Genomic DNA, 26,402 nt, shown 5'->3' with positions numbered 1-26,402 from the left:
TGAACTAGGAATAAAGTTCTTTGAGTTTGCGGGTTAGGGTATTGCGTCCCCAACCTAACACTTTCGCCGCATCTTGCTTGTGCCCTTTAGTGTGGCTTAACGCCGCTTCAAGCAAAATGCGCTCAAACGTTGGTAAAGCTTGATTGAGTAACTCGGTTTGCCCTGAACTGAGAGCATCTTCTGCCCAACTGGCAAGCATCGCTTGCCAATCTTGATCGTCACTTGTCAGGGTCACTTTCTTTTCTTCAAGTAATTCAGTGGGCAGATCTGAGGGCAAAATCTCACTGCCGCTGGCCATTACGGTGAGCCAGCGACAAATATTTTCAAGTTGACGTACGTTACCAGGCCATTCTAAACGGGCGAGAATCTCGCTGGTATCTGCATGCAGCGTTTTGGGCTCAACATCCAGCTCATCTGCGGCGCGCAGTAAAAAGTGGTGAGTTAGCTTTTCTATATCTTGGCGTCGCTCACGCAGTGCTGGAATTTGAATTCGAATCACGTTGAGGCGGTGAAATAAATCTTCACGAAAATCGCCTTTGGCCACCAGTTGCTGTAAGTCCTGATGGGTCGCGGCAACAATGCGGACATCGACCTTGATGGGGGAGTGCCCGCCAACGCGATAAAATTGACCGTCAGCCAGAACGCGCAGTAAGCGGGTTTGAATGTCGAGCGGCATATCGCCAATTTCATCTAAAAAAAGTGTTCCGCCATTGGCTTGTTCAAAGCGACCTTGGCGTACCGCATTGGCGCCAGTAAAGGCCCCTTTTTCATGACCAAATAACTCTGACTCAATTAAATCCTTGGGAATGGCGGCCATGTTTAGCGCAATAAAGGGTTTGGCAGCGCGTGGGCTGTGGCGATGCAGCGCATGGGCGACAAGCTCTTTACCCGTGCCCGACTCACCATTGATGAGGACTGAAATGGAAGAGCGTGAGAGTCGACCAATAGCGCGAAACACCTCTTGCATCGCTGGTGCTTCACCAATGATTTCTGGCGTGGCACTGGCCAATTCTTCGGTGCTGGCTTCACGTTTGAGCTCTTGGCGGTGCGCAATTGCGCGTTCCACAAGCGCCAAAGCCTCATCAATATCAAAGGGTTTAGGAAGGTACTCAAACGCCCCTTGCTGATAGGCATTTACCGCCGCATCCAAATCTGAATGCGCGGTCATAATAATCACAGGAAGCTCTGGGCGAGTGGTGTGAATTTGTTTGAGGAGTTCAATCCCGTCAATGCCAGGCATGCGAATATCGGACACCAAAACATCCGGAGTTTCACGTTCAAGCGCCAATAGCACCGATTCTGCATCGGCGAAGGTGGTGCATTTGATGCGCACTGATGTCAGTGTTTTTTCTAAAACCCAGCGAATCGAGCTGTCATCATCGACAACCCAAACATGCCCTTTACTCATACCTAGCTCCTTAATGTGGCATCCCTTGCGTCCAATCAAGAGGTGACAAGCGAAAATCTATTTGTTATCCCCGTCCCACTTGAAGGTGCAGCGCTTTGCGTTACAAAGTAAGGCACTCACAAACCTCATTACATAGTTCATTATGCTCTAAGGCTTTGCTCTCTGGTCGCCTACCTGCATCTTCAAGTTGTTTGGGGATAGTCAGCGTTATTAACGTTATTATTATGTTGTGCTATTTATCGGCAAATAGACGGTAAAGCAGGTGTGTCCGGGCCAGCTTTCGACGTCGATTTTACCTTGATGTTGGTCAATTAAATTTTGTGCAATGGATAGCCCAAGCCCGGTACCGCCTTCACGGCCACTTACCATAGGGTAAAACAGCGTGTCTTGCAGTTCTTGAGCAATGCCTGGGCCGTTATCAATAATTTCAATACGGGCCGCCAATTTGCAGCGTTGGCCATGGATATTGGCTTGATGCACGGTGCGAGTGCGAATCGTGATGCGACCATCATGTTGAGTGGCTAAAATCTGCGCCGCATTGCCGACAATGTTCAACATCGCTTGCTCAATTTGCTCGCTGTCCATCAAAAAGGCCGGCAGGCTTGGGTCGTAGTCGCGCTCAAGCGCCAATTCGGTTCCTGATTCTAGCTCGACCAGTTGGCGAACTTTTTCCAGTACCAAATGGACATTTTCTTGTGTTTTTTTGCCGGGACGTTGCGGGCCAAGCAGTCGGTCAACCAGTGAGCGGAGCCTATCTGCCTGCTCAATAATAATTTGGGTGTACTCTTTTAAGCTCGGATCCGGCAAGGTTTTTTCCAGAAGCTGCGCCGCGCCACGTAATCCACCCAGCGGATTTTTGATTTCATGCGCAAGGCCTCGGACTAAAAGCTTGGCCGCTTGTTGCTGCGCGTGTTGATTGAGTTCTTGTGATAGGCGGCGTTGGTGGTCGATTTTGCGCATCTCTACCAACAGCATTAATTGTTTGTGCCAAGACATTGGGCTGACGGTAACTTCAAGCATCAGTGGTTTGCCATCCACCACAAAGGTTACATCACTGTCGGTGATGCTCTGGCCACTTTGCAGTGGCTGCGACAGCAACGCCAGATCAAGTGACGCATGTTGAATTAAGTGCGATAGGGGGTGACCAACAATGCGTTTGGCGCTCTGTGAAAACATCAGCTCTGCGGCAGGGTTGGCGTAGTGCACTCCGAGTGCCTCATCGAGGATCAGCGTGGCGGTCACCATATTGTCGAGAATGGTGTCTGTCATGGTTTCTGTCACGTTTTATCCTTCCCTTCGTTGTCCTTAGGTCAGCGTATCGCACTCAATTTGGTGCATTCTAGTGCACCAAATTGGTGCGTTGCAAGCCGCGCCCTGTTTTGTCACCGACGTAAATCATGACGTAACCCGACGTCATACCGTTATGGTGGCATTATTGAATGGAAGCGCGATGCAAAAACACCGTGATTGATGGGGTTGATGCAATAAGCTTGCCGCCTTGGAATAGTTGCACTTCAATGGTATGCGTTCCTCGGTCTATATTGGTGAGTTGCCATTGTGTTTTTGTTTGTGGTGCACCATAACGGCGTCCATCAAAGAGCAGCTGTAAGTGGGCATCTTGCGCCAGCGGGCGCTCGGTTTGGACGCGTACGGTGATTACACCGAGATTGTTACGAATGGTTTGTGCTTGGTGCGGTACAAGCAAACTCACACTATTTTGCGGATTGGATGGTGTTACCTCTGGAGGCGTTTGGATGCTCGAAGCTTCTATTTTAGACGGCTCAGCCTCAGCCAGAGAAACTAAAGTGGCATTGGGCGCTGGCGTGTCACTGAAATGGCGAGTTCCATGCTCATCAACCCAGGTGTAGATGGGATTGGCATAGCTCAATAACGATGTGCATAACGCAAGGACGAAACAGGCAATGGTTCGGCAAAGGCGAAACATGGTGGGTGCTCATCAACTATGAATGGGTCATCATAATGCGTTGATGAAAATGGAAAAATAAAAAAAGGCTCGCTTGAGAAGCGAGCCTGATATTGGTGTGTTTTTATGCAACTTTGTGCAAATTACCCTTACACAGAGTAGTACAGTTCAAACTCAAGTGGGTGAACTGCCATGTTTACGCGCTCAACGTCTTTTGATTTCAGCTCGATGTATGAATCGATGAAGTCATCAGAGAATACGCCGCCAGCGGTCAAGAACTCACGATCTTCGTCAAGTGCTTTTAGTGCCACTTCAAGTGACTCTGCCACTTTTGGAATCTCAGCCGCTTCTTCTGCTGGTAGGTCGTACAAATCTTTATCCATTGCTTCGCCTGGGTGGATCTTGTTCTTGATGCCGTCAAGACCTGCCATTAGAAGAGAAGCAAACGCTAGGTATGGGTTTGCTGCTGGATCTGGGAAGCGCGCTTCGATACGACGAGCTTTCGCGCTTGGTACCACTGGGATACGGATAGAAGCAGAACGGTTACGTGCAGAGTAAGCAAGCATTACTGGTGCTTCGAATCCAGGAACAAGACGCTTGTACGAGTTGGTCGATGGGTTAGCAAATGCGTTGATTGCACGAGCGTGCTTGATGATACCACCGATGTAGTAAAGTGCCGTTTCAGATAGGCCGCCGTACTTGTCGCCAGCAAATAGGTTAACGCCATCTTTTGCTAGAGATTGGTGAACGTGCATACCAGAGCCGTTGTCGCCAACAAGTGGTTTAGGCATAAAGGTCGCGGTTTTACCAAATGCGTGTGCCACGTTGTGCACTACGTACTTGTAGATTTGGATTTCATCTGCTTTGGTGGTTAGCGTGTTAAAGCGAGTTGCGATCTCGTTTTGACCTGCCGTTGCCACTTCGTGGTGGTGCGCTTCAACTACAAGACCCATCTCTTCCATGATAAGACACATGGCTGAACGAACATCTTGAGAAGAATCAACTGGTGCTACTGGGAAGTAGCCACCTTTCACGCCAGGACGGTGACCTTTGTTACCGCCTTCGATATCAGCGCCGCTGTTCCATGCCGCTTCAACGTCGTCGATTTTGAAGAATGAGCCAGACATTTCATTTGAGAATTTAACATCATCAAATAGGAAGAACTCAGGCTCTGGACCTACAAGTACAGTGTCGGCAATGCCAGTCGCGCGCATGTAATCTTCAGCACGTTTTGCGATTGAACGTGGGTCACGGTCGTAGCCTTGCATAGTCGCAGGCTCTAGAATGTCACAACGAACGTTCAGTGTTGCGTCTTCTGTAAATGGGTCAAGCACAGCAGATGATGCATCCGGCATCATTACCATGTCAGATTCATTGATGCCTTTCCAGCCAGCAACAGATGAACCATCAAACATTTTGCCGTCTTCAAAGAAGTCTGCATCAATTTGGTGCGCAGGAATAGAGATGTGTTGCTCTTTACCTTTAGTGTCGGTAAAGCGTAGATCAACGAATTTTACTTCATTTTCTTGGATCAGCGACAGAACGTTTTCTACTGACATGTTGGATAACCTCCAGTGTTTTTAAATCGAGTAAGGCTAGAATCATAAAAATCCCAGCATTGATTAATCTTTTCAAATGGTTAATCGATGCTGATTTTCATAAAGCTAAAACCGTGCCAATTTTTTTAATCCTTTAAATACATTAGGTTAAGTCATTTAAAGGTGTATAAGGGTCATTGGGCTGCACCAAAATGATCCTCACTTTCACCAATTTGGTGCAAATTATCATTTTGCACCAATCTGTTGCAGCCTGCGGCATGTTCGTTGCGGCAAGAGCGTGAGTGTGACGGTGTTAAATCGATTCACATCACGCGATTACGCGATTACGCGCAGACCATTGGGCCGCGATCTCATTGGGATGTCAATTACCATCAGTGACCGTTTGGTGAAAAAAATCCGATTCGTTACTTAGCTTCAATTTTCTTGCAAGCGTGGCAGCAACGGCGTGGAAGGACTAGCCTGTAGAGAAGAAAAATACTTGCGGTCAGATCACATATTTCTAGGTTTTTCAGCAAAATCTGGTAAATTATGGTCGTTTTTTTAATCAAGTTTATGTGGCACATCAAAAATGCGGCATAACTATCTACCGAGCGAATCAAATCTATGTCTACTCCACAGATTGATAAATTAAGAAATATCGCGATCATCGCGCACGTTGACCACGGTAAAACAACACTGGTTGATAAACTGCTACAGCAATCAGGCACTTTACAATCTCGCGGTGACATCGAAGAGCGCGTGATGGACTCGAATGACATCGAGAAAGAACGTGGTATCACCATTTTGGCGAAAAACACGGCGATCAACTGGAACGATTACCGCATTAATATCGTAGATACTCCAGGACACGCCGACTTCGGTGGTGAAGTAGAGCGCATCATGTCAATGGTTGACTCGGTATTGCTGATTGTTGACGCAGTTGATGGCCCAATGCCACAAACGCGTTTCGTAACGCAAAAAGCGTTTGCTCACGGTCTTAAGCCAATCGTTGTGATCAACAAGATCGATCGCCCTGGCGCGCGTCCTGATTGGGTTATGGACCAAGTGTTCGACCTATTTGACAACCTAGGTGCCACTGACGAACAGCTAGACTTTAAAGTGGTTTACGCGTCAGCACTGAACGGTTGGGCTTGCCTAGAAGAAGGCGAGACTGGCGAGAACATGGAACCGCTATTCCAAACTATCGTTGACCAAGTAGAAGCGCCACAAGTTGACCTAGACGGTCCACTACAGATGCAAGTGTCTCAGCTAGACTACAGCTCTTACGTGGGCGTTATCGGTGTGGCTCGTGTGACTCGTGGTAGCGTGAAGCCTAACCAACAAGTGACCATCATTGGCGCTGACGGTAAAACGCGTAACGGTAAAGTTGGCACAGTTATGGGTTACCTTGGCCTTGAGCGTCACGACATCGAGCAAGCGCACGCGGGCGACATCATTGCGATCACAGGTCTTGGTGAGCTGAAAATCTCTGACACCATCTGTGCGCAAAACCAAGTTGAAGCATTGCCACCGCTGTCTGTTGACGAACCAACGGTTACCATGACGTTCCAAGTCAACACGTCTCCGTTTGCGGGTAAAGAAGGTAAATTCGTCACTTCACGTAACATCCTTGAGCGCCTACAAAAAGAATTGGTTCACAACGTGGCACTGCGCGTTGAAGAAACCGACAACCCAGATCGCTTCCGCGTATCAGGTCGTGGTGAACTTCACCTCTCTATCCTGATCGAAAACATGCGTCGTGAAGGTTTTGAGCTAGCGGTTTCTCGCCCTGAAGTAATACTAAAAGAAGAAAACGGTCAGCTAATGGAACCGTTTGAAACAGTGACCATCGACGTGCAAGAAGAGCACCAAGGTGGCATCATGGAGAAAATCGGTCTGCGTAAAGGCGAACTGAAAGACATGTCTCCAGATGGTAAAGGCCGTGTACGTTTGGATTTTGTGATGCCATCTCGTGGTCTCATTGGTTTCCAAACGGAATTTATGACGCTGACTTCAGGTTCTGGTCTGCTTTACCATACTTACGATCACTACGGTCCACACAAAGGCGGCAACATCGGTCAACGTGTTAACGGCGTATTGATTGCAAACGCAATGGGTAAAGCGCTAACCAACGCACTGTTCAACCTACAAGAGCGTGGTCGTCTATTCATTGGTCACGGTGTTGAAGTGTACGAAGGCATGGTGATCGGTATTCACAGCCGTGATAACGACCTAACCGTTAACGCACTGAAAGGTAAGCAACTCACCAACGTTCGTGCATCGGGTACTGATGACGCGCAGGTACTGACTCCGCCAATCATAATGACGCTTGAGCAAGCGCTTGAGTTCATCGATGATGATGAGCTAGTAGAAGTAACGCCAGAAAGCATCCGTATTCGTAAGAAATTCCTAACGGAAAGCGATCGTAAGCGTGCGTCTCGTGAAGCGAAAGCATAATTACCTTTAGGTAGTGAAGAGAAAGGCTCTGATGATTCAGGGCCTTTTTTGTACCTCAAACCACGTGACTCAAGCGACGTGACGTAACCACCGTTGTTTGACGGTTTATTTGAATCGAGAGTAAGTAAATGGCGGCACCTTTTATTGTTTCTGGTGGGCCTGGCGCGGGCAAAACCACCTTATTGGCACAGCTTAGTAAGCGTGGTTTTGTGGTTTTGGATGAAGTGCCACGCCGCTTGATTGAAGAGCAAAGTGCAAAAGAAAATGGCATTTTGCCTTGGCATGATTTGCCGCGCTTTGCGGCGCTGTGTTTTGAGGCGATGCGCGAGCAAAAGCGCCTTGCTTGCCAGCAAGAGACGCGCACATTTTTGGATCGCGCGATGCCCGACATCATTGGCTATCTGACACTCGCGGGTGAGAGTATCCCGCAAGAGTATGTTGAAGCGTGTTTGGGCTATCAAAAAGTGGCGTTTTTGTGCAAGCCAGAGCGGTCTATCTATGTGCAAGATGCGATCAGGCCGTATCCGTTTGAACAGGCACTGGCTATCCATCAGGCGCTAGAAGAGACTTATCGCTGGCTGGGCTTTGAGGTGATCGATGTGCCATTACTGGCTGTGGAGGCGCGTACGCAGTGGCTAGTGGCCAAATTGGGCGCACTCATTGAATGAGCCCAATTTCAACGCTTATTGATTATTGAGCGTTTGGATAAATTTAGCCGACTCTGCAATCGCCGCGTTCATTTGCGTGATCGCTTGGGCTATCTCATGCTCAAGATCGCTAAATTCACCTTTGAGCGAACCAATGGCAGCTGCGTTTAAATTGTGCTTGAGATACAGCGTATTATCGCGCAACGTATTGAGTACGGGTGTCATTTTATCTTCAGCGCGTGTCATTGCACGCAGCATAGTTTGGTACGACGCTTTGGTGTCACGCATTTTTTGCTCGCTGGCACGGCGCAATTTTGCGTTTGTATAGAGTTCAAGTTCCTGTTGCCATTCGTCAAACAGAGCATTTGAGACATCTTCGATGGCTGCAATACGCTCACGCACATCTTCAGCCGCTTGCTCACTGCTCTCATATTTGCTGTTAATTTTCTGATAAACCGTTTCCAGTTCACCGCCATCAAACTGGGTTAAGGCACTTAATGCTTCAAGGGCACTTTGAAATTCTTGCTGAGCCTCTTGCTGTGATTCGTTCGCGGCTTCAACGCGATCAATCATGATCTCCCGCTTGTGATAGCCCACTTTTTCCATAGCGGAATAGTAAGCACTTTGGCAACCAGTAAGCAAAATGAGAGGTAAAAACAGGGTAATAAAATGGCGCATGAAACAGACCCATAATGTTAAAAAATGGGATCTAATATCGCGCAGCTTGGCATCAGAGACAATTGCTCGTTACGATATTTTTTGCCATGGCGGTCTGTCGCCTAATTTTTCGACAAGATAATCAATCAGAGCGCGGACTTTAGGGCTTGGATTGATTGAGTTGGGGTAGACTAACCAAAGAGCGCTGTTGTCATCGACCTGATAGCGAGGCAGCACAGGGACCAATCTGCCTGCTTCGACATCGTCTGCCACACTCCAGTAGGAATTCATTGAAATGCCGATCCCCGCTAAGGTCGCTAAGCGCATGCTGTTGCCGTTATCACACACCATTCGTGTCCGCGCATTGGAAGGCGGAAAATACGCTAACTGGTTGGAGGCGGAATTGAGAAGGCGCCGTTTGCGTTGGTTGGCAAATAAAATCATGTGGTGATGGTTTAAATCTGCTGGCTGCATCGGCGTGCCAAATTGGGCTAAGTAACTTGGCGCCGCATAAAGATAACGCTCATCATCGGCCAGTTTACGCGCCTTTAAATTGCAGCTTTCAATTTTGATGTTACGTAACGCAACATCAATGCCAGAGGCGACCAAATTGACCGGCTGATCGGAAAAATGGAGCTCTAAATTAATTTGAGGGTAGCGGACAAAAAATTCATTCAGTAACGGCACAATATATCGGTCGGCAAAAGTTGAGGACGCGGCAAAGCGCAAGGTTCCCGCTAGAGCGCATTGCTTGATACCGGGGCTTAGCTGCTCGGTCGCCAGCCGGTGCTGACGCAAGATCTCTTCGGCAAAGGGACGAAACTGCGCTCCTTCACTTGAGAGGGAGACCGAGCGTGTGGAGCGGTGAAACAAACTGACGCCAAGTTGATGTTCCATTTTGTTTAAACGCAAACTCGCTTTGGCGGGGGTCAAACCACACGCACGCGCCGCGCGACTGATATTGAGCTGGTCCGCGACGTGAAGAAACAAGCGAATGTTATCGATATCCATGAGGCGACTTGGCTATGGGTGATTGACTGCTTTAAGTGTAGTGATATCGGACTCAAGCCACAGGCTTAAAATCTAGACGGCCTGATTGAAATTCGCGATACCCGTCCTACTTGAAGTGGCAGCGCTTTTTGTTAACGAGATAGGGACTGGTACTCACAAACCTCATCACATAGTTTATCTATGTTCACGAAGTGCTCAGAGGCTTTGCTCGCTTGTCGCCTACCTGCATCTTCAAGTTGTTTGAGTATATATCGCAATTCTGTTTTTCGATTTTTGCCATAACGCAGAGCTGAGCTTGCTATCTAAGCTTGGTTGAGCGGCGCGAAGAGAGCGTTGCCAACCGACTTTGAAGGAGAGCTCTATGGAATACAAAAACTTCACCACATTCAGTGTCGAAGTCAAAGAAGGCATCGCTTGGGTGACGATTGATTTTCCACCCGTCAACGTGCAAGGCCAGGAAATGTTAGCCGATCTCAGTAGCTTGGCGCTGCGCTTAGAGCGCGACCGCACAGTGAAGGTAGTGGTCTTTCAATCGGCGAATCCAGACATTTGGGTCTGCCACTATGACACCAATTTGCTGCGTGACATGTCAACCGACGCGGTCCCACGCGATGAAGCAAAATTGCTTGATTTGCAAGCGGTATTAGAGCGGATCAGCAAGCTACCACAAGCCACGATTGCCAAAATAGAAGGTTTTGCGCGAGGCGGCGGTCATGAAATGGCATTGGCGTGCGACATGCGATTTGCGGCCAAAGGCAAATACAAATTAATGCAGATGGAAGTGGGTATGGGTATTTTGCCTTGTGGCGGTGGTGCATCACGCATGGCAAGACAGACCGGGCTTGGCCGCGCCTTAGAGATCATTTTGAGTGCACGCGACTTTACAGCGGAAGAAGCGGAAGCGTATGGCACGATAAACAAAGCGCTTGAACCCGATGAAATTGGCCCTTATGTGGAAAATCTGGCCAAACGCATTGCGAAATTCCCCGCAGAATCGATTAACGTATGTAAACAGATGGTGTATGAGTCGATAGATAAGCCGATTCAAGATGCGCTGAAAGCTGAGGCGTATTGGCTCTATCAGGCGACCAGTAAAACCGCGGCCGTGAAACGCTTTACTTGGGCTGATGAGCAAGGCGCGCAGTTTGATCTCGATAACCAGCGCAATTGGGAGCAATTGGTGATTAATGTCCAAGACATTGATGATAAAGACTAGCTGAATTTTGTTCGGTGATCGCATGACCGCAGTGATTCGCCGATCGCTGCGGTTTTTACTTTTAGAACACAGACTTTAGAGCATGCTGGCGTGCACGAGCTGGCCTTGCTCGGTAAGAGAGTATATTCGACCCTCCTCTTTGGTGACTAAGCCACTGTTCACCAGCTGTTTTAAATGAAAATTAAATTTGGTGTGATCGCTGACGCCGACGATGCGACATAAATCCATAAACTTCATTTTTCGATGCAGCTTGAGTTGTTTGATTACGGCGCGTCGAATCGGATTTGATAGGGCGCTGAATATCAAATCGCGATGACGTTCATCCAATCGCGATTTAGGTGACCGCTCTGCGTGAACGCGTTTGAGTGTTGTTGAGAGGGTCGCCAGGTTAAACGGTTTAGTGAGAAACTCGTCAGCGCCTTTTTTCATCGCCTCGACCGCCATATCTACCGTGGCAAATGCCGTAGTGATAACGATGCCAATATTGGGCTGCAGGCGTCTGAGCGTCGTTAATGCATCAATTCCGCTCAATCCAGACATCACCACATCAAAAAGAGCGAGATCAAACGACTGCTCAGAGGCCAAATCGAGCGCATTTTCCGCGTTATCGCATGCCATGACGTCAAATTCGGCCAATTGCAATGCTTCAATCAGCACCTCACGCAGCTCAGCATCGTCTTCGGCAAGCAGTAATTTTAGAGTCATTTTATATTCCTTGGCAGCCAAAGCTCGGCTTGAAGTCCACAGATAACATCATTATTCATACGGTTTTTCAAGTGCAGTTCACCACCATGCTGCAGGGCGATTTGGTGACTTATCGGCAGTCCCATTCCTGTGCCGCTTCCACGTGGTTTAGTGGTAAAAAAGGGCTGTTTGGCTTTGTCTAATTGCTGTGGCGTCATACCGGAGCCATTATCGCTCACTCGCACGATGGCACTGAGTTTATCGCGTAAGCTTTCGATTAAGACGGTGGGGCGTTCATGAGATGAGCAGGCATCAATCGCATTTGCGATCAGGTTGGAAAGCACCTGTTCAAGCTGTTTCGCATCACCTTGCACCGTCAGCTTTTCGTCCAGATGGCAATTAACGCGAATGGATTGCAATCGGTAATGATTGAGCAACAAGGCAGAGCGCACCACGTCGCCAAGGTGAACAACGTGCCGCTCAATCGGCCTTTGATGGGCATATGAAAGAATTTCGTTGCTAATGAGCGCCGCTCGCTCAAGCCCATGACGGATTCGGGTTAATTGACGCTGTGGCGCGGCATCGAGAGGGACAAAAGGCTCTAATAAATCGCAGCTCATTAGGGCGCTGGAAAGCGGGGTTTTGATTTCGTGAGCCACGGCGGAAGTGAGCTCGCCCAGCTCTTTCAGTTTGGCGTGTTGTTGCGATTGTTGAATGTGGTATTCAATCTGTTGGCTGTTTTCTTGATCAAATAATCGCAACGCATACCAACAGGCGATAACCAGACTGAGCGCGCAGAGCGTTTGTGCGATTAATCCGGCAACATGTTCCCCTAGTTGCAGCGTGATCCCGACACCGATGAGGGTATACCCCATGGCGCTGAGCGGCCGCGTGCCGATATAGCCCTCGGTGCGAATGTGGTTCGCATAATCTATCAGTGCAAGACCTGCAATGACACTTCCCCCAAGCCCTAAAAACCAGCGCAGTAACGTGATGAGCAGCTCCCATGGCGTCTCGCTCATCGGTTTTGTGGCTAAGTAAACCCAGCTGAAAAACGCCAGTAGTAAGAGTAGCCGCGCAGTATCCTTAACGGCAGCAAGGTGGCGCCATTGTGTCAGAGACATCATTTGCCACGCGAACCGAGCCAGACACAATAGCGAGCCAGCAAAGAGTAACTGTTGGCCTATTCTCAGTGGGTAAGCGATGCCATCCATCGTGTGTGTCAGCGACAGACTTGCCATGGAATACCAAAAGTGCAGGGATAGTATTAGGGCAAAGGCAGCAAGCCCGGGAAGTTTGGTCGCCAGGGCTAATCGACTTTGTTTTAAATGGCGCGCGCCAATGATCAGCGCAAGCGCAAAAAATGCGGCGCCACCAAAGAGATAAAGTGAAAAAGAAAGCAAAGTCAGCATGGGGCGATTTTAGTTGAGTTACTTTCGCCCAGCAATCTTTGCTCATCTGCCACTTAACACTAATTTTTAGCTATCAGGCTGAGGTGTGTCGTTATAGAAAAGCGCCACCGAAAAGGTCATCGAAGTGTCACAGCCACGATGTAGAGTGCGGCCGTATAATCTGTGGATAAGCTGGGAAAAAACATCGTGATGGTTTCGTATTCAGCCTGAAGAATACAAGATAAATTGTAACTCGATATAATTTAAGATTTTGATTTTAAATACTTTTGTTTGCTTTTGTTACGTAAGCTATGAATTTTAACGCTCCGTTTGGGGCTCGTATTGGCCTCTTTTTGATAAATCGTCGGCTAAAAAAACGCCGTAACATAGGTGTGCTGTTTAGTATTTCTTTGTTTGTTTTTGATAATTTTATTTATCAGAATTGTCATTTTTAGATAAATCTTAGTTGTCCCTCTCCGTTTGCCAGCCATTTTTAATAAAACTGTCATATTAGATTTCTAACCTGCGCCTCGTCGATTGTTCGACAACCTTGGCACCGTTTGGCTGCTTAATGTCATTCACTGTCTTAGTTTGGTTTAAGTACTGAACCTTATTGCGGACGCCCTGCTCAATAGCGGTGGGTCCAATTGACTCGATGAAATATATCGGAGATATATCGTGAAATTCATGAAATCAGCTCTTGTGTCTTCAGTTCTCGTTGCGGCCTCTTTTGGCGCTTTTGCGAACACCACCATTAATGGTGCTGGCGCAACATTCCCACACCCAATTTATGCGAAGTGGGCTGAGCAATACCAAAAAGAAACGGGCGTGCAAATTAACTACCAAGCGATTGGATCGGGCGGTGGCATTCGTCAAATCACGGCGAAAACCGTGGACTTTGGTGCGACTGATGCGCCACTGACCATTGAAGAACTGAACAAAGAGAGCATGATTCAATTCCCGATGGTGATGGGCGCAATCGTACCGGTTGTGAACATTCCTGGTATTGAAGCTGGTGAAGTTAAGCTTACTGGTAAAGTGTTGGCTGATATTTATCTTGGCAACATTCGTAATTGGAATGATGCGGCAATCAAAGCGCTGAACGAAGGCGTTGAGCTGCCAAACCAACCGATTTACGTTGTGCACCGTTCAGACGGCTCTGGCACGACATACAACTTTACCGATTACCTTGATCGCGTTAGCCCTGAGTGGAGCGAAACGATTGGTGTGGGTAAAGACATTACTTGGCCAAAGAAAGCGATCATGATTGGCGGTAACGGTAATGCCGGTGTGGCGAACTTTGTTAGCCGTACCCGTGGCGCGATTGGTTATGTTGAGTATGCGTTTGCAAAACAAAACGGTTTGACCCACACACAGCTGGCATCAAAAGAAGGTAAATTCCTAAATCCAAGTATGGAAACCTTCCAATCGGCAGCAGCAAATGCAGATTGGGCCAGCGCGCCTGGTTATCACCTGCTATTGAACGATCAGCCCGGTGTTGATTCATGGCCAATGACGGCGGCGACTTTTATTCTGATGCATAAAGATCAAGCCGACGCGAAAAAAGCACAAGATATTATCGACTTCTTTGAGTGGAGTTACTCAAAGGGAGAGCTTGCTGAGCAGCTTGATTACATTCCAATGCCAAGCAAAGTGGTTGAAATGGTCAACGACACTTGGAAACAGAATTTGAAATCCGGCGGACAAGCGGTAATCCAGTAATTGATAAGGCGACTTGAGGCCATGAGGGCTTCAGGTCGCTGACTGAGCTTCTATGACAACGTTATTTATGAAAAGTAAGCTAAATGGGGATTCAATTTTTAATAAATTGAGTTTTACCAGCGCGTTACTTATTTTCATCACCCTCGTTGGTATCATCCTCTCTCTGATTGATGGTGGATGGCCAGCGTTTAAAGAATTTGGTCCTGGTTTTGTTTTTCGTGACGTTTGGGATCCGATTAATGGCCAGTTCGGCGCTGCGGCGGCGATTTATGGCACGCTAGTTACCTCTTTTATCGCCATTGTGATTGCGGCGCCAATCGCATTGGGCACGGCCATTTTTCTGGCTGAATTGGCACCGAAATGGATTGCCGCACCAGTCAGTAAAGCGATTGAATTATTAGCCGCCGTACCGAGTATTATTTACGGTATGTGGGGCCTGTTTGTTTTTGTACCTTGGTTCTCAAACGGCTTTCAGATGTGGGCGTTGATGAACCTAACCGATGTGCCCGTGATTGGACCTTGGTTTAATGGCCCACCGATTGGTATTGGTTTGTTGGCCGCAGGCATTATTTTGTCATTCATGATTTTGCCAATTATGACGTCGCTGACGCGTGACGCATTGAAATCGATTCCCGACGTATTGCGTGAAGCCGCTTACGGCTCGGGTGCGACACCGTTTGAAGTGATCACTAAAGTGCTGATCCCGAAAGTGAAAAATGCCACCGTTAGCGCGGGCATTTTGGGCCTTGGGCGCGCGCTGGGTGAAACGATGGCGGTGGCTTTTGTGATTGGCGGTGCGAGCCGTATTGAATTTTCGCTGTTTATGCCAGCCAGCTCGATTTCGTCGACCATTGCGCAGCAGTTTAACGAAGCGACCGATCCAACCCATATCGCATCACTGATTGCGTTGGGCGTTGTGCTGTTTATCATCACCTTCTTCGTGATGGGCTTTGCACGTCGTTTGCTAAGGAAATAATCATGAATATGCGAAAACTGAAAAATTTCCTGTTTCTGGCATTTTGTACGCTTTCGGCGGGTTTTGGTGTTTTTGTGCTTGCGAGCATTTTGTACACCTTGATTGGCGAGGGGCTGAAAGGGATTAACTTGGCGATTTTCACTGAGTTGACCCCAGCGCCAGGCAGCCAAGGTGGTTTGAAAAACGCCTTGATTGGTAGCTTGATGCTGACCGGATTGAGCATTTTGATTGCTGCGCCAATTGGCGTGCTGGCCGGGACTTGGCTGGCCGATGCGCAAAAGGGTAACAAAATTGCCGAAGCGCTGCGTTTTCTTAACGGTATGCTCATGAGCGCGCCATCGATTTTGGTCGGTCTGTTTGTTTACGCTCTGATTGTCGTACCAACGGGCGGTTATTCTGGTTGGGCGGGCGCCATCGCGTTGGCGATTTTAGCCTTGCCAGTGATTGTCGCATCGACCGAAGAGATGCTGCGTTTGGTACCTGCAACGCTGAAAGAAGCGGGCAGTGGTGTTGGCGCGCCGAGATGGCGAGTCATTACACAGCTGAGCTATCGCGCCGCAGCGCCGGGTATCATTACCGCCATTTTATTATCGATTGCTCGCATTTCAGGCGAAACCGCACCTTTGCTGTTTACGGCTCTGAATAGCAGCTTTATGACGACGGACATGAGTAAACCAATGGCGAACTTGCCAGTGACGATTTACCAATATGCAATGAGTCCGTACACCTCGTGGCAAGAGCTTGCATGGGCAGGCGCTTTGATCATCACGAGCTTTATTTTGATTGTTAATGTATTGGCAACCTCTTTGCCTAAGTTACTAAAAGCGAGAAAAGCATGAACACGGCAACAGATCTTGTGAATGTGGATAACATCAATGGAACTGAGTCGGACAGCTTGGCCGATAACATGGTATCGAACGATGTGAGCGCTGAGCTGACCCATCGTATGGATATTCAGAATCTGAGTTTTTACTACAACAAAGGCGCAGCCGCGTCGTTGAAATCGGTTTCGATGCCGATTTATAAGAACCGTGTAACGGCGCTTATCGGCCCTTCTGGTTGTGGTAAATCGACGCTATTGCGCACCTTAAACCGTATTTATGATCTTTATGGTCATCAATACGCAGAAGGTGAAATTTTGCTTGATGGCGAAACCATTTTCAGCAATACCGACATTAACGAACTGCGTTCAAAGGTGGGTATGGTATTCCAAAAGCCAACGCCGTTCCCAATGTCGATCTATGAGAACATGGCCTTTGGTTTAAAAATTCAAGGTAAGCTCAATAAAGCTGAAATTCGCGATCGCGTCGAATCGGCGCTAAAGCGTGCCCATTTGTGGGAAGAGGTGAAAGACAAGCTTGATGCCGATGCGAACGGTTTGTCGGGTGGTCAGCAGCAGCGTTTGTGTATTGCTCGTACCATCGCGCTGGAGCCTGAGGTGATTCTGATGGATGAACCGACTTCAGCGCTTGACCCGATTGCGACTGCAGCGATTGAAACCTTGATCACCGAACTGCGTGAAAAGTTCACTATCGTTATCGTGACACACAACATGCAGCAAGCAATGCGTATTTCCGATTACACTGGCTTTATGTATCTAGGCCAGCTGGAAGAGTTTGGTACCACGGATCAGATTTTCCATGCGCCAGCAAAAGATCGTACCCAGCACTACATCTCAGGTGATTTCGGTTAATCACACGATGAAATAATCTAAAAAAGGCCCATCGCATTGCGATGGGCCTTTTTGTTGGCTGGTTTCAATTCACACCGCTCACGCTCAACTCATTTTGGGCTGAGTCGCCAGTGCATCGCTTTCTTCTTTGATGACATTGGTCGCCTCACTCTCAAGAGCGGTATTGGCGTCAAGCTCGGCAGCGTCTTCGACAGACTTAGGCGCGGGTAGTGCTGGAGCAATCGGTGCATCGAGTAGGCTGGTCACTTTGCGCATGACATCTTGCGACGCTTGATAGAAATGCTGCCGCTCAAGCGCTGAGGCTAAATAGGCATAGTCCACCACATTGGAGCGCATAGTTAACGCTTGTTCAAATTGACGCTGAGCATCAAGCCAGTGCTGCTGACGAAAATAGAGTTGCGCTAAGGCGCTGTGCGCACTTGCATCGGCGGGTGATTTGGCCACGGTATTTTCGAGCAAGACCACAATCGGATGATCATCGGCTAAGTTGAGCTGTGGCAACAGTGAAAAAAGGGCGGGATGAGCGAATTTTTTCAGCCCCTCTTTTAGCGCCGTAAACGCGTCACTATCGGCACCACGAATGATCAGCTGACGGGCAAATTCAGCAATCAGCTCCGGATTTTGTTTGGTTTTTCTCGGTAAGCGTGCCCAATGCTTTGTTAAACCAGAGCTGCCTTGTTGCGCGCCAATTTCTGCCAAACGGCCACATTCGGCGCTTTCACTCAAAGCTCGATAGCGCGTGTCATCAATTAGCTTATGTTTGAGTAGGCTAGGCAGCAACTCTAATAAGGGCTGCCACAGTTCAAGCGCTTGGTAGGTTTGACTGAGTAAACGCAAAATTTCGCTGTTGTGGGCATCGTGCGTTTTCAAGGTATTGAGTGTCGAGAGCGCATCGGTGTATTGCTTTGCTTGCAGTTGCAGTTTGGCGCGCATTAATTCGACAGATTCGGTGGAGTCTGGTAGCGCTTGCGCTTTGGCAAGGTACTCATCGCGTCGCGCGGTTTCCCCTTGTTTGTTGGCCGCTTTTGCTGCCATCAAATAGCCCAGCAGTGGCGTATCATGATAGGGCGCGTATTTGGATAGACGCTTTTCTGCCAGTTTCCAGTGGCCGGATTGTAAGTCCAAAAGCCCCGCGTCAACCATGCCGCGAGCGCGCCGAATTTTGCGTAGACTAAAACGGTGCCAAGTGTGGCTGCCAGTGCGCACCAGCTTTTTGATGATCTGTTCGATAACAAACAGCAGTGCGATCAGTATGCCCACAAGGATAACCAATGTGGTCACGCTCATTTCGATGGTCTGATTGGCCATTGAAATCAGAACGTAACCTTGCTGGCCGGAAAAGTGCGCGCCAGCATAAAGCCCCAATCCGAGCAGGGCAAAAAGCAGAACCAAACGGATCATTGCTGCCCCTCCTGCTCGGTCAGTGTGGTGACGTCACGGCGTAAGCGCGTGCGGATCAGATCGGCGAGTGCCGCCTGACTTGGCAACGCTTTGGGATATTCAATGTCAATGTTGACTTGTTCGAGCTGAGTGAGCGCTGCGATAAACTGTTTTACAGAGTGCGCATCTTGGTTGAAATAGGTTTTTGACCAAGTCAGCGCAGTCGCTAGTGCCGCCTGATATTGTTTCGGTTTTTCGTCGTAAACCGCTTTGATGGCCGTTTCCAATTTGCTTTTTAGGTTTTCTTGTAAGTAGAAATGTTGCTGCGGTGCGAGCAGAGGCACGGCACTACCCTCGCGTGTGCGATAGGTAATGAAATGCTCGGAAAACGATTTGAGTGAATTGACTAAATTGTTACGCCAATTGCTGACATCATCGGTGACCGCAGTGTCAGGTTGTGGCTGCGCATTCGGTAAAATGGCGCTAGCCAGCGGCAGCTTTGCCACTTCTTGCTGCAGCGAGGTGAGACGCAATACGATGCCATCGCGATCAATGATCGGAAGCGTGCGCAGTTTGGTAATGTCGTTAGCCAGTGCTTGACGAACGGACACCAAACTAGGGTCATTGAGCGCGGCGAGGCGCTGGTCGGCGCTTTCCATCAGTAATGTCGCACTTTCAATATCGTGTTCTAAAAACAGCTTACGTCCCGCCAATTTGACAAGATAATCCGCCTCAGCGAGTAACCAGTCATTTGGTCTTCGGCCTTGAAGTTCTTGAATCGTGCGCTGCAAACTTTCGATGCTCTTTTGCTGCTGTGCGAGCGTCACTTGTGCGTGTTCCGCCGCCGTTTTTGCAGTTTTGAGTGTGGCATCTTCGGTTTGTTGTAACTGCTCAGCGAGGCTTTGTTCACTGGTCATCAGTTGCGCGCGTACGGCGGCCAGTTCGCTTTGTGCTTGCTGCTGCGCATTGATTAAGTGATAAAACGCGCCTCCGCCCAGCAATAGCGCGACGATCACTGCCGCGACACTGAACTTGACCGCGCGTTTGGCTTTTCGCTCACACAGCTCAAGTCGTTCACTGTCAGAGCGTGTCGATGGCTCTGAAGGCGTTGACTCGGTATCGACTGGCGCTACCTGCGAGTCAGCCTGGTTCTCCGTTTGGGTTGTTTTCTTATTGTTATTGCGTGTCATACGGTTGTCCTGTGTACGGTAGATAATCGCTCAGAGACGCGATATCAGCGCATTAATGAACGCTGAGTTACTCGCGCTACCGACCGCGACGACGTGGGTAAACCCGTGCTGGCGAGCCAGCATGGCAATGCGCTCACTTGGGACCCAAAGCTGCCATTGGCAAACGGCGGCCAGTCCATAGGGGGCACACTGCGTTACAAAATAGTGCAGCTGCTCTGCGCTAGTAATAATCAGTGCATTAATGCCGTCTTGCTGCCATTGCTTGAGCGCGGCGGCGGCATCAAATTGATGCCATTGGCGTTGATACGTTTCCCAATAGGTGACAAAAGCGCCGCGTTGCTGCAGCGTATCGTAAATGAGTTCACGACCCCCATTACCACGCATAATCACCACCTGCTGATTGGTTAAATCACCAAGTTCAGGTAATTGCAACAAATGTTCACTGTCACTGATCTCTGGGAAGTGTACGTGTTGCTGCGAAGCTTTGCTTAAATAGTGGGCCGTTTTTTGACCGACGGCAAGATAGTGCGCCTGTGAAGGCCATGAAAATGCGTTCTTTTTCAATATCGCGTCAGCGTGATAGACGGCGTGCTGACTGACCGCAATAATCACATCCACGTGTGGCCAGAGGGGGGGAGTCCGGTTTGCGCTCGGCGCAGTAATAATATCGAGAAGCGGTTGATGACTTGCCGCGATTCCGTGCGCGGCAAGCTCATGGCACAGTGCTTGACCTTCTCCGTTAGGTCGAGTCACCAGCACCTTCATTTTTATGGCTGCTCGTCGGCGTACAAACGCGTCAGAATATCGCGTGCACCATCATCAAGTAGCTGATTGGCTAGTGTGACCCCAAGCGCCTCGGCATCTTTACGATGGCCGCGGATCTCACCGCGTACGATGACGCTACCATCGGGCTCGCCAACAAGGGCGCGCAGCCAAATATCATCCCCTTCGAGCAGGGCGTAGCTGCCGATAGGCACTTGGCATCCGCCTTGCAGCGTTAAGTTCATCGCTCGTTCGCACAAGACTCGCGTTGCTGTATCTGGGTCATTGAGCGGCGCAAGCAACTGATGCAGTCGCGTATCATCAAGGCGACATTCAATGCCGACCGCACCTTGCCCTACCGCAGGTAATGACTGTTCTGGTTCTAGGTAACTTTGAATTCGCGCTTCTAACTCTAAGCGTTTTAATCCGGCAGCGGCCAAAATGATGGCATCAAATTCACCTGCGTCTAATTTTCCAAGGCGCGTTCCGACGTTACCACGCAGATCTTTGATCACTAAATCTGGACGTGCTTCTTTAATTTGGCATTGACGGCGTAGGCTGCAGGTGCCCACTACGGCGCCTTGGGGTAACTCATCAAGCGTGGTGTAATGGTTTGAGACAAACGCATCACGGGGATCTTCGCGTTCGCAGATGGTGACCAGTCCTAACCCTTCCGGAAAATCGACCGGCACGTCTTTCATTGAGTGTACCGCAAGGTCCGCACGACCTTCGAGCATGGCAACTTCCAGCTCTTTGACAAACAGTCCTTTCCCTCCGACTTTAGCCAGTGGCGTATCAAGAATGATGTCACCTTTGGTCACCAATTTGACCAGTTCAACTTCAAGCCCAGGATGCGCCGCTTGAAGGGCGTCTTTGACAAAATACGCTTGCCACAGAGCAAGCGGGCTTTGGCGTGTCGCAATACGAATCGGAGTGGTGTTGGTCATGAATAAACCTCAAAAAAGCAATTTTGAGTAATGCTACCATTGTCGCTAATAAAGATTTACTCTTAGTTAATGTATTCGTTCCTCCTGAAGCGATTTCTCGCTCAAATAACAAATTAGTGTGATTAATGTCTCAATTAGTCATTCGTCTAATACTCGGAAAACCATTTGCAAGCGACACTGGGCGCCGTCACGTAATCCGCCTATTTTATTGATGGAAGTTGCAGAAAAAGTGTGCACCTTTTGGCTTTACCTGACGTAGTTGAAGTGTTAAATTGATCACGTTTTTGCGCGGATTTAGCGCACTATTTGAACAAACGTGAAACTCAGGATATTCCCTTGCAGGCTTCTACCATCAAGTTAATCCAGCGCTTAGACAGACTCAATCAGCAGCGAATTGATCGCGCGCTGGCGCTTATGGATTTGCCGAGTCAGCAAGTGTTCCACCTCATTCCCACGCTTTTCCATTTCAATCATCCTGCGTTGCCCGGTTTTTTTGATACGTCCGTCGCCCATGGCGTGTGGGGACTTGAACTGAATACGGTGCAGCAGCAATTTATTGATGATATCAATTTGGCCTTGGTGGAGCCGATTGGCGAACCGTCAAGCCAACAGGTGCCTCATGAGCCTGCCATTTTGGGTCTCTATACGATGGGCAGCACCTCATCGATAGGTCAAAGCACCTCAAGCGATCTCGATATTTGGGTGTGCGTGTCACCGACGATGGACAGCGATGCGCGTGAGCGTTTAACCAATAAATGCTTATTGATCACCGATTGGGCTCAGACTCAAGGTGTGGAAGCCAATTTCTTTTTAATGGATGAGCTGCGTTTTCGCTCCAATCGCTCTGAGGCGATGACCGGAGATAACTGCGGCTCGTCTCAGCACATGTTGTTGCTTGATGAATTCTATCGCTCAGCGGTGCGATTGGCTGGTAAGCCGCTGCTTTGGCAGATGGTGCCGCCAGAAATGGAAGAGTGTTACGACGATTACGTCAAACAGCTAGAACAAAGTGGCCAGTTGCAGCGCACTCAGTGGATGGATTTTGGTCCGTTAACGTGCATTCCTGCCGAAGAGTATTTTGGCGCCAATTTGTGGCAGCTGTACAAGAGTATCGACTCTCCTTATAAGTCGGTGCTAAAAGCGATACTGCTTGAAGCTTACTCTTGGGAATACCCTAATACTCAGCTCTTGTCACTCGACAGTAAGCGCCGCTTCTTTGCTGACGATCCTGATCTCTACGGCATGGATGCGTATTATCTGATGCTCGCGAAGGTCACTCGGTATCTGGAACAGATTGGCGACACGACTCGCCTTGATCTGGTGCGCCGCTGTTTCTATCTGAAAACTCATGAAAAATTATCGCGCGATCCTGACGCAGGCTCAGTGCCTTGGCGTCGTGAGGCGCTAACGGAGTTGACGGCGGGGTGGGCTTGGCCAACGTCGCACTTAAAAGAGCTCGACGATCGCCGCCATTGGAAAGTGGAACAGGTTAAAGTGGTGCATCATGCGCTACTTGATGCGCTGATGCAGAGCTACCGTAATCTGATCCAATTTGCGCGCCGCAATAACATTACCTCGGCCATTAGTCCTCAAGACATCAGCGTGCTTGCGCGTAAACTTTATGCCGCGTTTGAGATTTTGCCGGGTAAAGTGACGTTGCTTAATCCGCAGATTTCGCCGGATTTGCATGAGCCGGATCTTACCTTTATTGAAGTGGCTGATGGCGGAACCAATCGTGCCGGTTGGTATCTGTACAAGCAGCCATTGATCCCGCATCGCATTTTGGGCCAGCCGATGCTTGAGCATCATGAATACTTGAGCAAGCTGGTGGCTTGGGCCTTTTTTAATGGTCTGATCACCGAGTCCACTCGGCTGCATTCTGTGGTGCGTCAAGCGCATATCGATATCGATAAGTTTTACCAGATGGTGAGCGATTTACGTAATACCTTCTCATTGCGTAAGCGTCGCCCAACGATGCAAGCGCTGGCAAGCCCTTGCGAAATCAGCCAGTTGGCGATGTTTATCAATTTTGAAAATGACCCTACCATGGCGCTGACCGGGCGCAATCTCAAGGTGGATCTTAAATCGACCGACATTTTGAGTTTTGGTCCTGAGCAGCAAAGTCTGGTGGGCAGTGTTGATCTCGTCTACCGCAACTCTTGGCATGAGGTGCGGACGTTGCACTTTAGCGGTGAAACGGCGATGCTCGATGCGCTGAAAACCGTATTGGGTAAAATGCACCAAGATGCGCTGCCGCCAGAATCGGTGGATGTGTTTTGTTACAGTAAAAACCTTCGCGGCATGATGCGTAATGCGGTGTATCAGCTACTGGCTGAGTGCATCGAAATGCGCTTAAAACCGGTTGAACCAGAAAAACGTCGCCGTTTTAAAGCGATGCGTATCGGCTCGCAAACGTACGGTCTGTTTTTTGAGCGTCGTGGGGTTTCAGTGCAGAAATTAGAGAACTCAGTTGATTTTTATCGCAGCATTTCGTCGAACAAGATCAAAGGTTCTCCCTTGTTGATGTTGGGCCGCGAGCAGGATTATCAGCTACCTGATGTCGTGGAAAGTTTTGCCAGTGAAGGTTTGATCCAATTTTTCTTTGAAGATACGGCAGACGGGTTCAATATTTATGTGCTGGATGAGTCTAACCAACTCGAGGTTTATCACCAGTACAGCGGCTCTAAAGACGAGATGATTGCCAGCGTCAACACCTTCTATACCTCAGTGAAAGATGATGACAGTGTCGCGGCAAAATTCATTAACTTTAATTTGCCGCAATACTATCAGGTAATTCATCCTGAAGGCGACGGCGCGCCTTATGTGGTTCCATACCGCAACGATGGTTCAAACACCAAACAGCGACACGTTGTCAACGAGTAGCCTTCTTGAACGAAGGCTACGCGCTGTTTTGCCGATTAAGGCCAGTCAATCGCTTCCCCAGCGTGCTTTTCGCACTCTTGTTGCACCATTTCAAAAAAATGCAATCCGGTTTTTGAGCAGATCCAAGCCCCATCGTGGTGCTGAAAATGAAATCCGCCTGATTTTGATGCCAGCCAGATCTCTTTCATCGGTTCTTGGCGATTAATGATGATTTGACTGCGATCGTCAAATTCGAGAGTCAGGACATTGCCACTGGTTTCGTAATCAATGTCGGCGCCCGACTCATCAATCGCTTCTTCCAGTGCGTGCCATTCCATATCGACCAATCGATGAAATTCAGTTTCATTCATCTTATCTATCCTATTGCTTTTCCTGAGTGTGGTGCGATTATAGGGGGCATTGGTTTAATAATCACGATGTGCAAAATGAAAAAATTATCGACCTCTTTGCGCGCCAGCGCGCTTCTGGTGGTAACGGGCCTATTTTTGGTCGGTTGCGGTCAGTCTGGGGCACTCTATTTGCCTCAAGATGAAACACAAGTGGCGCCTGTGGCAGAGCCTGCCGCGTCAACGGCAGTGGATTCTGCTGCGCAGTAAGTGCGATTGTTGAGTATTTTCGTTGAAACAAAATTAGGGAACGACTTTGGATTTTTTTAATTATCAGGATGATGGCCAGCTTTGGGTTGAAGATTTACCGTTAACACAGTTGGCACAAGAATTTGGTACACCACTGTATGTGTATTCTCGAGCCACACTAGAACGGCATTGGCATGCGTTTAATGATGCCGTTGGCGTGCATCCCCATCTCATTTGCTTTGCGGTGAAAGCCAACTCCAATTTGGGCGTGTTGAGTGTGCTGGCGCGCCTTGGCTCTGGCTTTGACATTGTCTCCGGTGGTGAGTTAGAGCGAGTGCTTGCCGCTGGTGGTGACCCACGCAAAGTGGTCTTTTCCGGTGTCGGAAAAACGGCGCAAGAGATGCGCCGAGCATTGGAAGTGGGTATCAAATGTTTCAACGTTGAATCTGAACCTGAGCTTGAGCGTTTGAATCAAGTGGCGCAAGAGATGGGTGTTATCGCGCCCATTTCACTGCGCATTAATCCTGATGTGGATGCGAAAACGCACCCTTATATTTCAACGGGCCTTCGTGATAACAAATTTGGTATTGAATTTGAGCGTGCAGTCGCGGTGTATCAATTAGCTCATCGCCTGCCTCATTTGGAGGTGCACGGCATCGATTGTCACATTGGCTCACAATTGACCGATATTACGCCTTTTATTGATGCGACCGATCGCTTGTTGGCATTGATTGATACGTTAAAAGCGCAAGGTATTCATATTAAGCACCTTGATGTCGGCGGTGGTTTGGGTGTGGTGTACCATGACGAGCAGCCTCCTCAGCCTTCCGATTATGCGAAAGCTTTGCTCGCTCGGCTGGAACATCGCAGCGATCTGGAGCTGATTTTTGAACCCGGACGTGCGATTGCCGCCAACGCGGGCGTACTTTTGACCAAAGTCGAGTTTATTAAACCAACCACAGAGAAAAACTTTGCCATTATTGACGCGGCAATGAATGATCTTATCCGTCCGGCGCTTTACTCTGCATGGCAAGAGATCGTCCCTGTCACACAGCGCCAAGGCACGGCATTACGCTATGATTTGGTGGGGCCTGTGTGTGAAACCAGTGATTTTCTTGGTAAAGATCGCGAACTGGTGATTGAGGCGGGTGATTTACTGGCGGTCCGTTCATCTGGTGCATACGGCTTTGTCATGGCGTCCAATTACAATACACGCCCTCGTGTGGCCGAGGTGATGGTCGATAACAATCAGGCGCATTTAGTGCGTGAGCGCGAGCCGCTGGCCAGTTTATGGCAGCATGAGCACGTGCTTCCCATATAAGGTCTTTAGACCCTAGGAAT

Annotated in this window: 23 protein-coding genes; 10 read left to right on the top strand and 13 right to left on the bottom strand. The window is 48.9% G+C overall.

Annotated features, from left to right (window positions below; all coding sequences use genetic code 11):
• Positions 1–4: 4 nt before the first annotated feature.
• The 4 genes from glnG to glnA form a co-directional block, all read right to left on the bottom strand.
• Positions 5–1,408, bottom strand: coding sequence for a nitrogen regulation protein NR(I) (gene glnG / locus HGP28_RS12310; protein ID WP_168836772.1), 1,404 nt, complete (start codon positions 1,406–1,408; stop codon positions 5–7).
• 222 nt (positions 1,409–1,630) lie between these two features.
• Positions 1,631–2,677, bottom strand: a complete 1,047-nt coding sequence (gene glnL, locus HGP28_RS12305) for a nitrogen regulation protein NR(II) (RefSeq protein ID WP_211091983.1) — start codon at positions 2,675–2,677, stop codon at positions 1,631–1,633.
• Between the two features lie 163 nt (positions 2,678–2,840).
• Positions 2,841–3,353, bottom strand: a complete 513-nt coding sequence (locus HGP28_RS12300) for a DUF4124 domain-containing protein (protein WP_168836770.1) — start codon at positions 3,351–3,353, stop codon at positions 2,841–2,843.
• Between the two features lie 128 nt (positions 3,354–3,481).
• Positions 3,482–4,891: a glutamate--ammonia ligase gene (gene glnA, locus HGP28_RS12295; protein ID WP_168836769.1), complete on the bottom strand. Its 1,410-nt coding sequence runs from the start codon at positions 4,889–4,891 to the stop codon at positions 3,482–3,484.
• 603 nt (positions 4,892–5,494) lie between these two features.
• Here glnA and typA point away from each other — a divergent pair.
• Positions 5,495–7,327 carry a translational GTPase TypA gene (gene typA, locus HGP28_RS12290; RefSeq protein WP_168836768.1) on the top strand — a complete coding sequence of 611 codons (1,833 nt, stop codon included), beginning with the start codon at positions 5,495–5,497 and terminating at the stop codon, positions 7,325–7,327.
• Between the two features lie 128 nt (positions 7,328–7,455).
• Positions 7,456–7,995: an AAA family ATPase gene (locus HGP28_RS12285; protein WP_168836767.1), complete on the top strand. Its 540-nt coding sequence runs from the start codon at positions 7,456–7,458 to the stop codon at positions 7,993–7,995.
• Between the two features lie 15 nt (positions 7,996–8,010).
• Here HGP28_RS12285 and HGP28_RS12280 read toward each other — a convergent pair whose 3' ends face one another.
• Together HGP28_RS12280 and HGP28_RS12275 are read right to left on the bottom strand one after the other, a co-directional pair.
• Positions 8,011–8,652, bottom strand: a complete 642-nt coding sequence (locus HGP28_RS12280; protein WP_168836766.1) for a DUF2959 domain-containing protein — start codon at positions 8,650–8,652, stop codon at positions 8,011–8,013.
• Positions 8,653–8,721: 69 nt separating this feature from the next.
• The gene (locus tag HGP28_RS12275; RefSeq protein WP_168836765.1) at positions 8,722–9,642 is read right to left on the bottom strand and encodes a LysR family transcriptional regulator; all 921 of its coding nucleotides are present in this window, start codon (positions 9,640–9,642) and stop codon (positions 8,722–8,724) included.
• 361 nt (positions 9,643–10,003) lie between these two features.
• Here HGP28_RS12275 and HGP28_RS12270 point away from each other — a divergent pair, with 361 nt between their 5' ends.
• On the top strand, positions 10,004–10,858 hold the full coding sequence (locus tag HGP28_RS12270) for an enoyl-CoA hydratase/isomerase family protein (RefSeq protein ID WP_168836764.1): 855 nt from the start codon (positions 10,004–10,006) through the stop codon (positions 10,856–10,858).
• A gap of 75 nt (positions 10,859–10,933) precedes the next feature.
• Here the strand turns inward: HGP28_RS12270 and HGP28_RS12265 are convergent, their stop codons facing one another.
• Positions 10,934–11,563 carry a response regulator gene (locus tag HGP28_RS12265; protein WP_168836763.1) on the bottom strand — a complete coding sequence of 210 codons (630 nt, stop codon included), beginning with the start codon at positions 11,561–11,563 and terminating at the stop codon, positions 10,934–10,936.
• On the bottom strand, positions 11,560–12,954 hold the full coding sequence (locus HGP28_RS12260) for a sensor histidine kinase (protein ID WP_168836762.1): 1,395 nt from the start codon (positions 12,952–12,954) through the stop codon (positions 11,560–11,562). Before HGP28_RS12260 ends, HGP28_RS12265 begins: the two co-directional genes overlap by 4 nt.
• 666 nt (positions 12,955–13,620) lie before the next feature.
• On the opposite strand from HGP28_RS12260, the gene pstS reads away from it, so the two are divergent.
• Genes pstS through pstB form a run of 4 tightly spaced genes read left to right on the top strand, consistent with a single transcriptional unit; the run spans position 13,621 to position 17,324 of the window.
• The gene (gene pstS, locus HGP28_RS12255; protein WP_168836761.1) at positions 13,621–14,655 is read left to right on the top strand and encodes a phosphate ABC transporter substrate-binding protein PstS; all 1,035 of its coding nucleotides are present in this window, start codon (positions 13,621–13,623) and stop codon (positions 14,653–14,655) included.
• Positions 14,656–14,707: 52 nt separating this feature from the next.
• Positions 14,708–15,631, top strand: coding sequence for a phosphate ABC transporter permease subunit PstC (gene pstC, locus HGP28_RS12250; protein WP_168836760.1), 924 nt, complete (start codon positions 14,708–14,710; stop codon positions 15,629–15,631).
• A 2-nt stretch (positions 15,632–15,633) separates the two neighbouring features.
• On the top strand, positions 15,634–16,470 hold the full coding sequence (pstA, locus tag HGP28_RS12245) for a phosphate ABC transporter permease PstA (protein ID WP_168836759.1): 837 nt from the start codon (positions 15,634–15,636) through the stop codon (positions 16,468–16,470).
• The gene (gene pstB / locus HGP28_RS12240; protein WP_168836758.1) at positions 16,467–17,324 is read left to right on the top strand and encodes a phosphate ABC transporter ATP-binding protein PstB; all 858 of its coding nucleotides are present in this window, start codon (positions 16,467–16,469) and stop codon (positions 17,322–17,324) included. Before pstA ends, pstB begins: the two co-directional genes overlap by 4 nt.
• An 84-nt stretch (positions 17,325–17,408) precedes the next feature.
• Here pstB and HGP28_RS12235 read toward each other — a convergent pair whose 3' ends face one another.
• The 4 genes from HGP28_RS12235 to hemC are packed head-to-tail and all read right to left on the bottom strand — an operon-like array spanning position 17,409 to position 21,603.
• Entirely contained in the window at positions 17,409–18,725 is a 1,317-nt protein-coding gene (locus HGP28_RS12235) for a heme biosynthesis HemY N-terminal domain-containing protein (RefSeq protein WP_168836757.1), read from the bottom strand.
• On the bottom strand, positions 18,722–19,894 hold the full coding sequence (locus HGP28_RS12230) for a uroporphyrinogen-III C-methyltransferase (protein ID WP_168836756.1): 1,173 nt from the start codon (positions 19,892–19,894) through the stop codon (positions 18,722–18,724). The genes HGP28_RS12235 and HGP28_RS12230 overlap by 4 nt, the downstream gene beginning before the upstream one ends.
• Before the next feature lie 30 nt (positions 19,895–19,924).
• A complete protein-coding gene (locus HGP28_RS12225) occupies positions 19,925–20,659 on the bottom strand; it encodes a uroporphyrinogen-III synthase (RefSeq protein ID WP_168836755.1) in 735 nt (244 codons plus the stop codon).
• Between the two features lie 2 nt (positions 20,660–20,661).
• A complete protein-coding gene (gene hemC / locus HGP28_RS12220; protein WP_168836754.1) occupies positions 20,662–21,603 on the bottom strand; it encodes a hydroxymethylbilane synthase in 942 nt (313 codons plus the stop codon).
• Between the two features lie 336 nt (positions 21,604–21,939).
• Here hemC and HGP28_RS12215 point away from each other — a divergent pair, with 336 nt between their 5' ends.
• Entirely contained in the window at positions 21,940–24,486 is a 2,547-nt protein-coding gene (locus HGP28_RS12215; RefSeq protein WP_168836753.1) for a class I adenylate cyclase, read from the top strand.
• A gap of 35 nt (positions 24,487–24,521) precedes the next feature.
• On the opposite strand, the gene cyaY is transcribed toward HGP28_RS12215, so the two are convergent.
• On the bottom strand, positions 24,522–24,836 hold the full coding sequence (gene cyaY / locus HGP28_RS12210; protein ID WP_168836752.1) for an iron donor protein CyaY: 315 nt from the start codon (positions 24,834–24,836) through the stop codon (positions 24,522–24,524).
• Between the two features lie 75 nt (positions 24,837–24,911).
• On the opposite strand from cyaY, the gene lptM reads away from it, so the two are divergent.
• Both lptM and lysA read left to right on the top strand, forming a co-directional pair.
• Entirely contained in the window at positions 24,912–25,082 is a 171-nt protein-coding gene (lptM, locus tag HGP28_RS19470; RefSeq protein WP_439333857.1) for an LPS translocon maturation chaperone LptM, read from the top strand.
• Positions 25,083–25,128: 46 nt separating this feature from the next.
• Complete coding sequence (gene lysA, locus HGP28_RS12200; RefSeq protein WP_168836750.1) at positions 25,129–26,382, top strand: diaminopimelate decarboxylase; 1,254 nt, start codon at positions 25,129–25,131, stop codon at positions 26,380–26,382.
• Positions 26,383–26,402: the final 20 nt, after the last annotated feature.

Origin of the sequence: Vibrio agarilyticus, from assembly GCF_012641465.1 — a bacterium.
GTDB classification, from domain to species: Bacteria; Pseudomonadota; Gammaproteobacteria; order Enterobacterales; family Vibrionaceae; genus Vibrio; species Vibrio agarilyticus.
The sequence above is the reverse complement of the archived record's forward strand: the minus strand, read 5'-3'. Positions and strand labels throughout refer to the sequence as shown.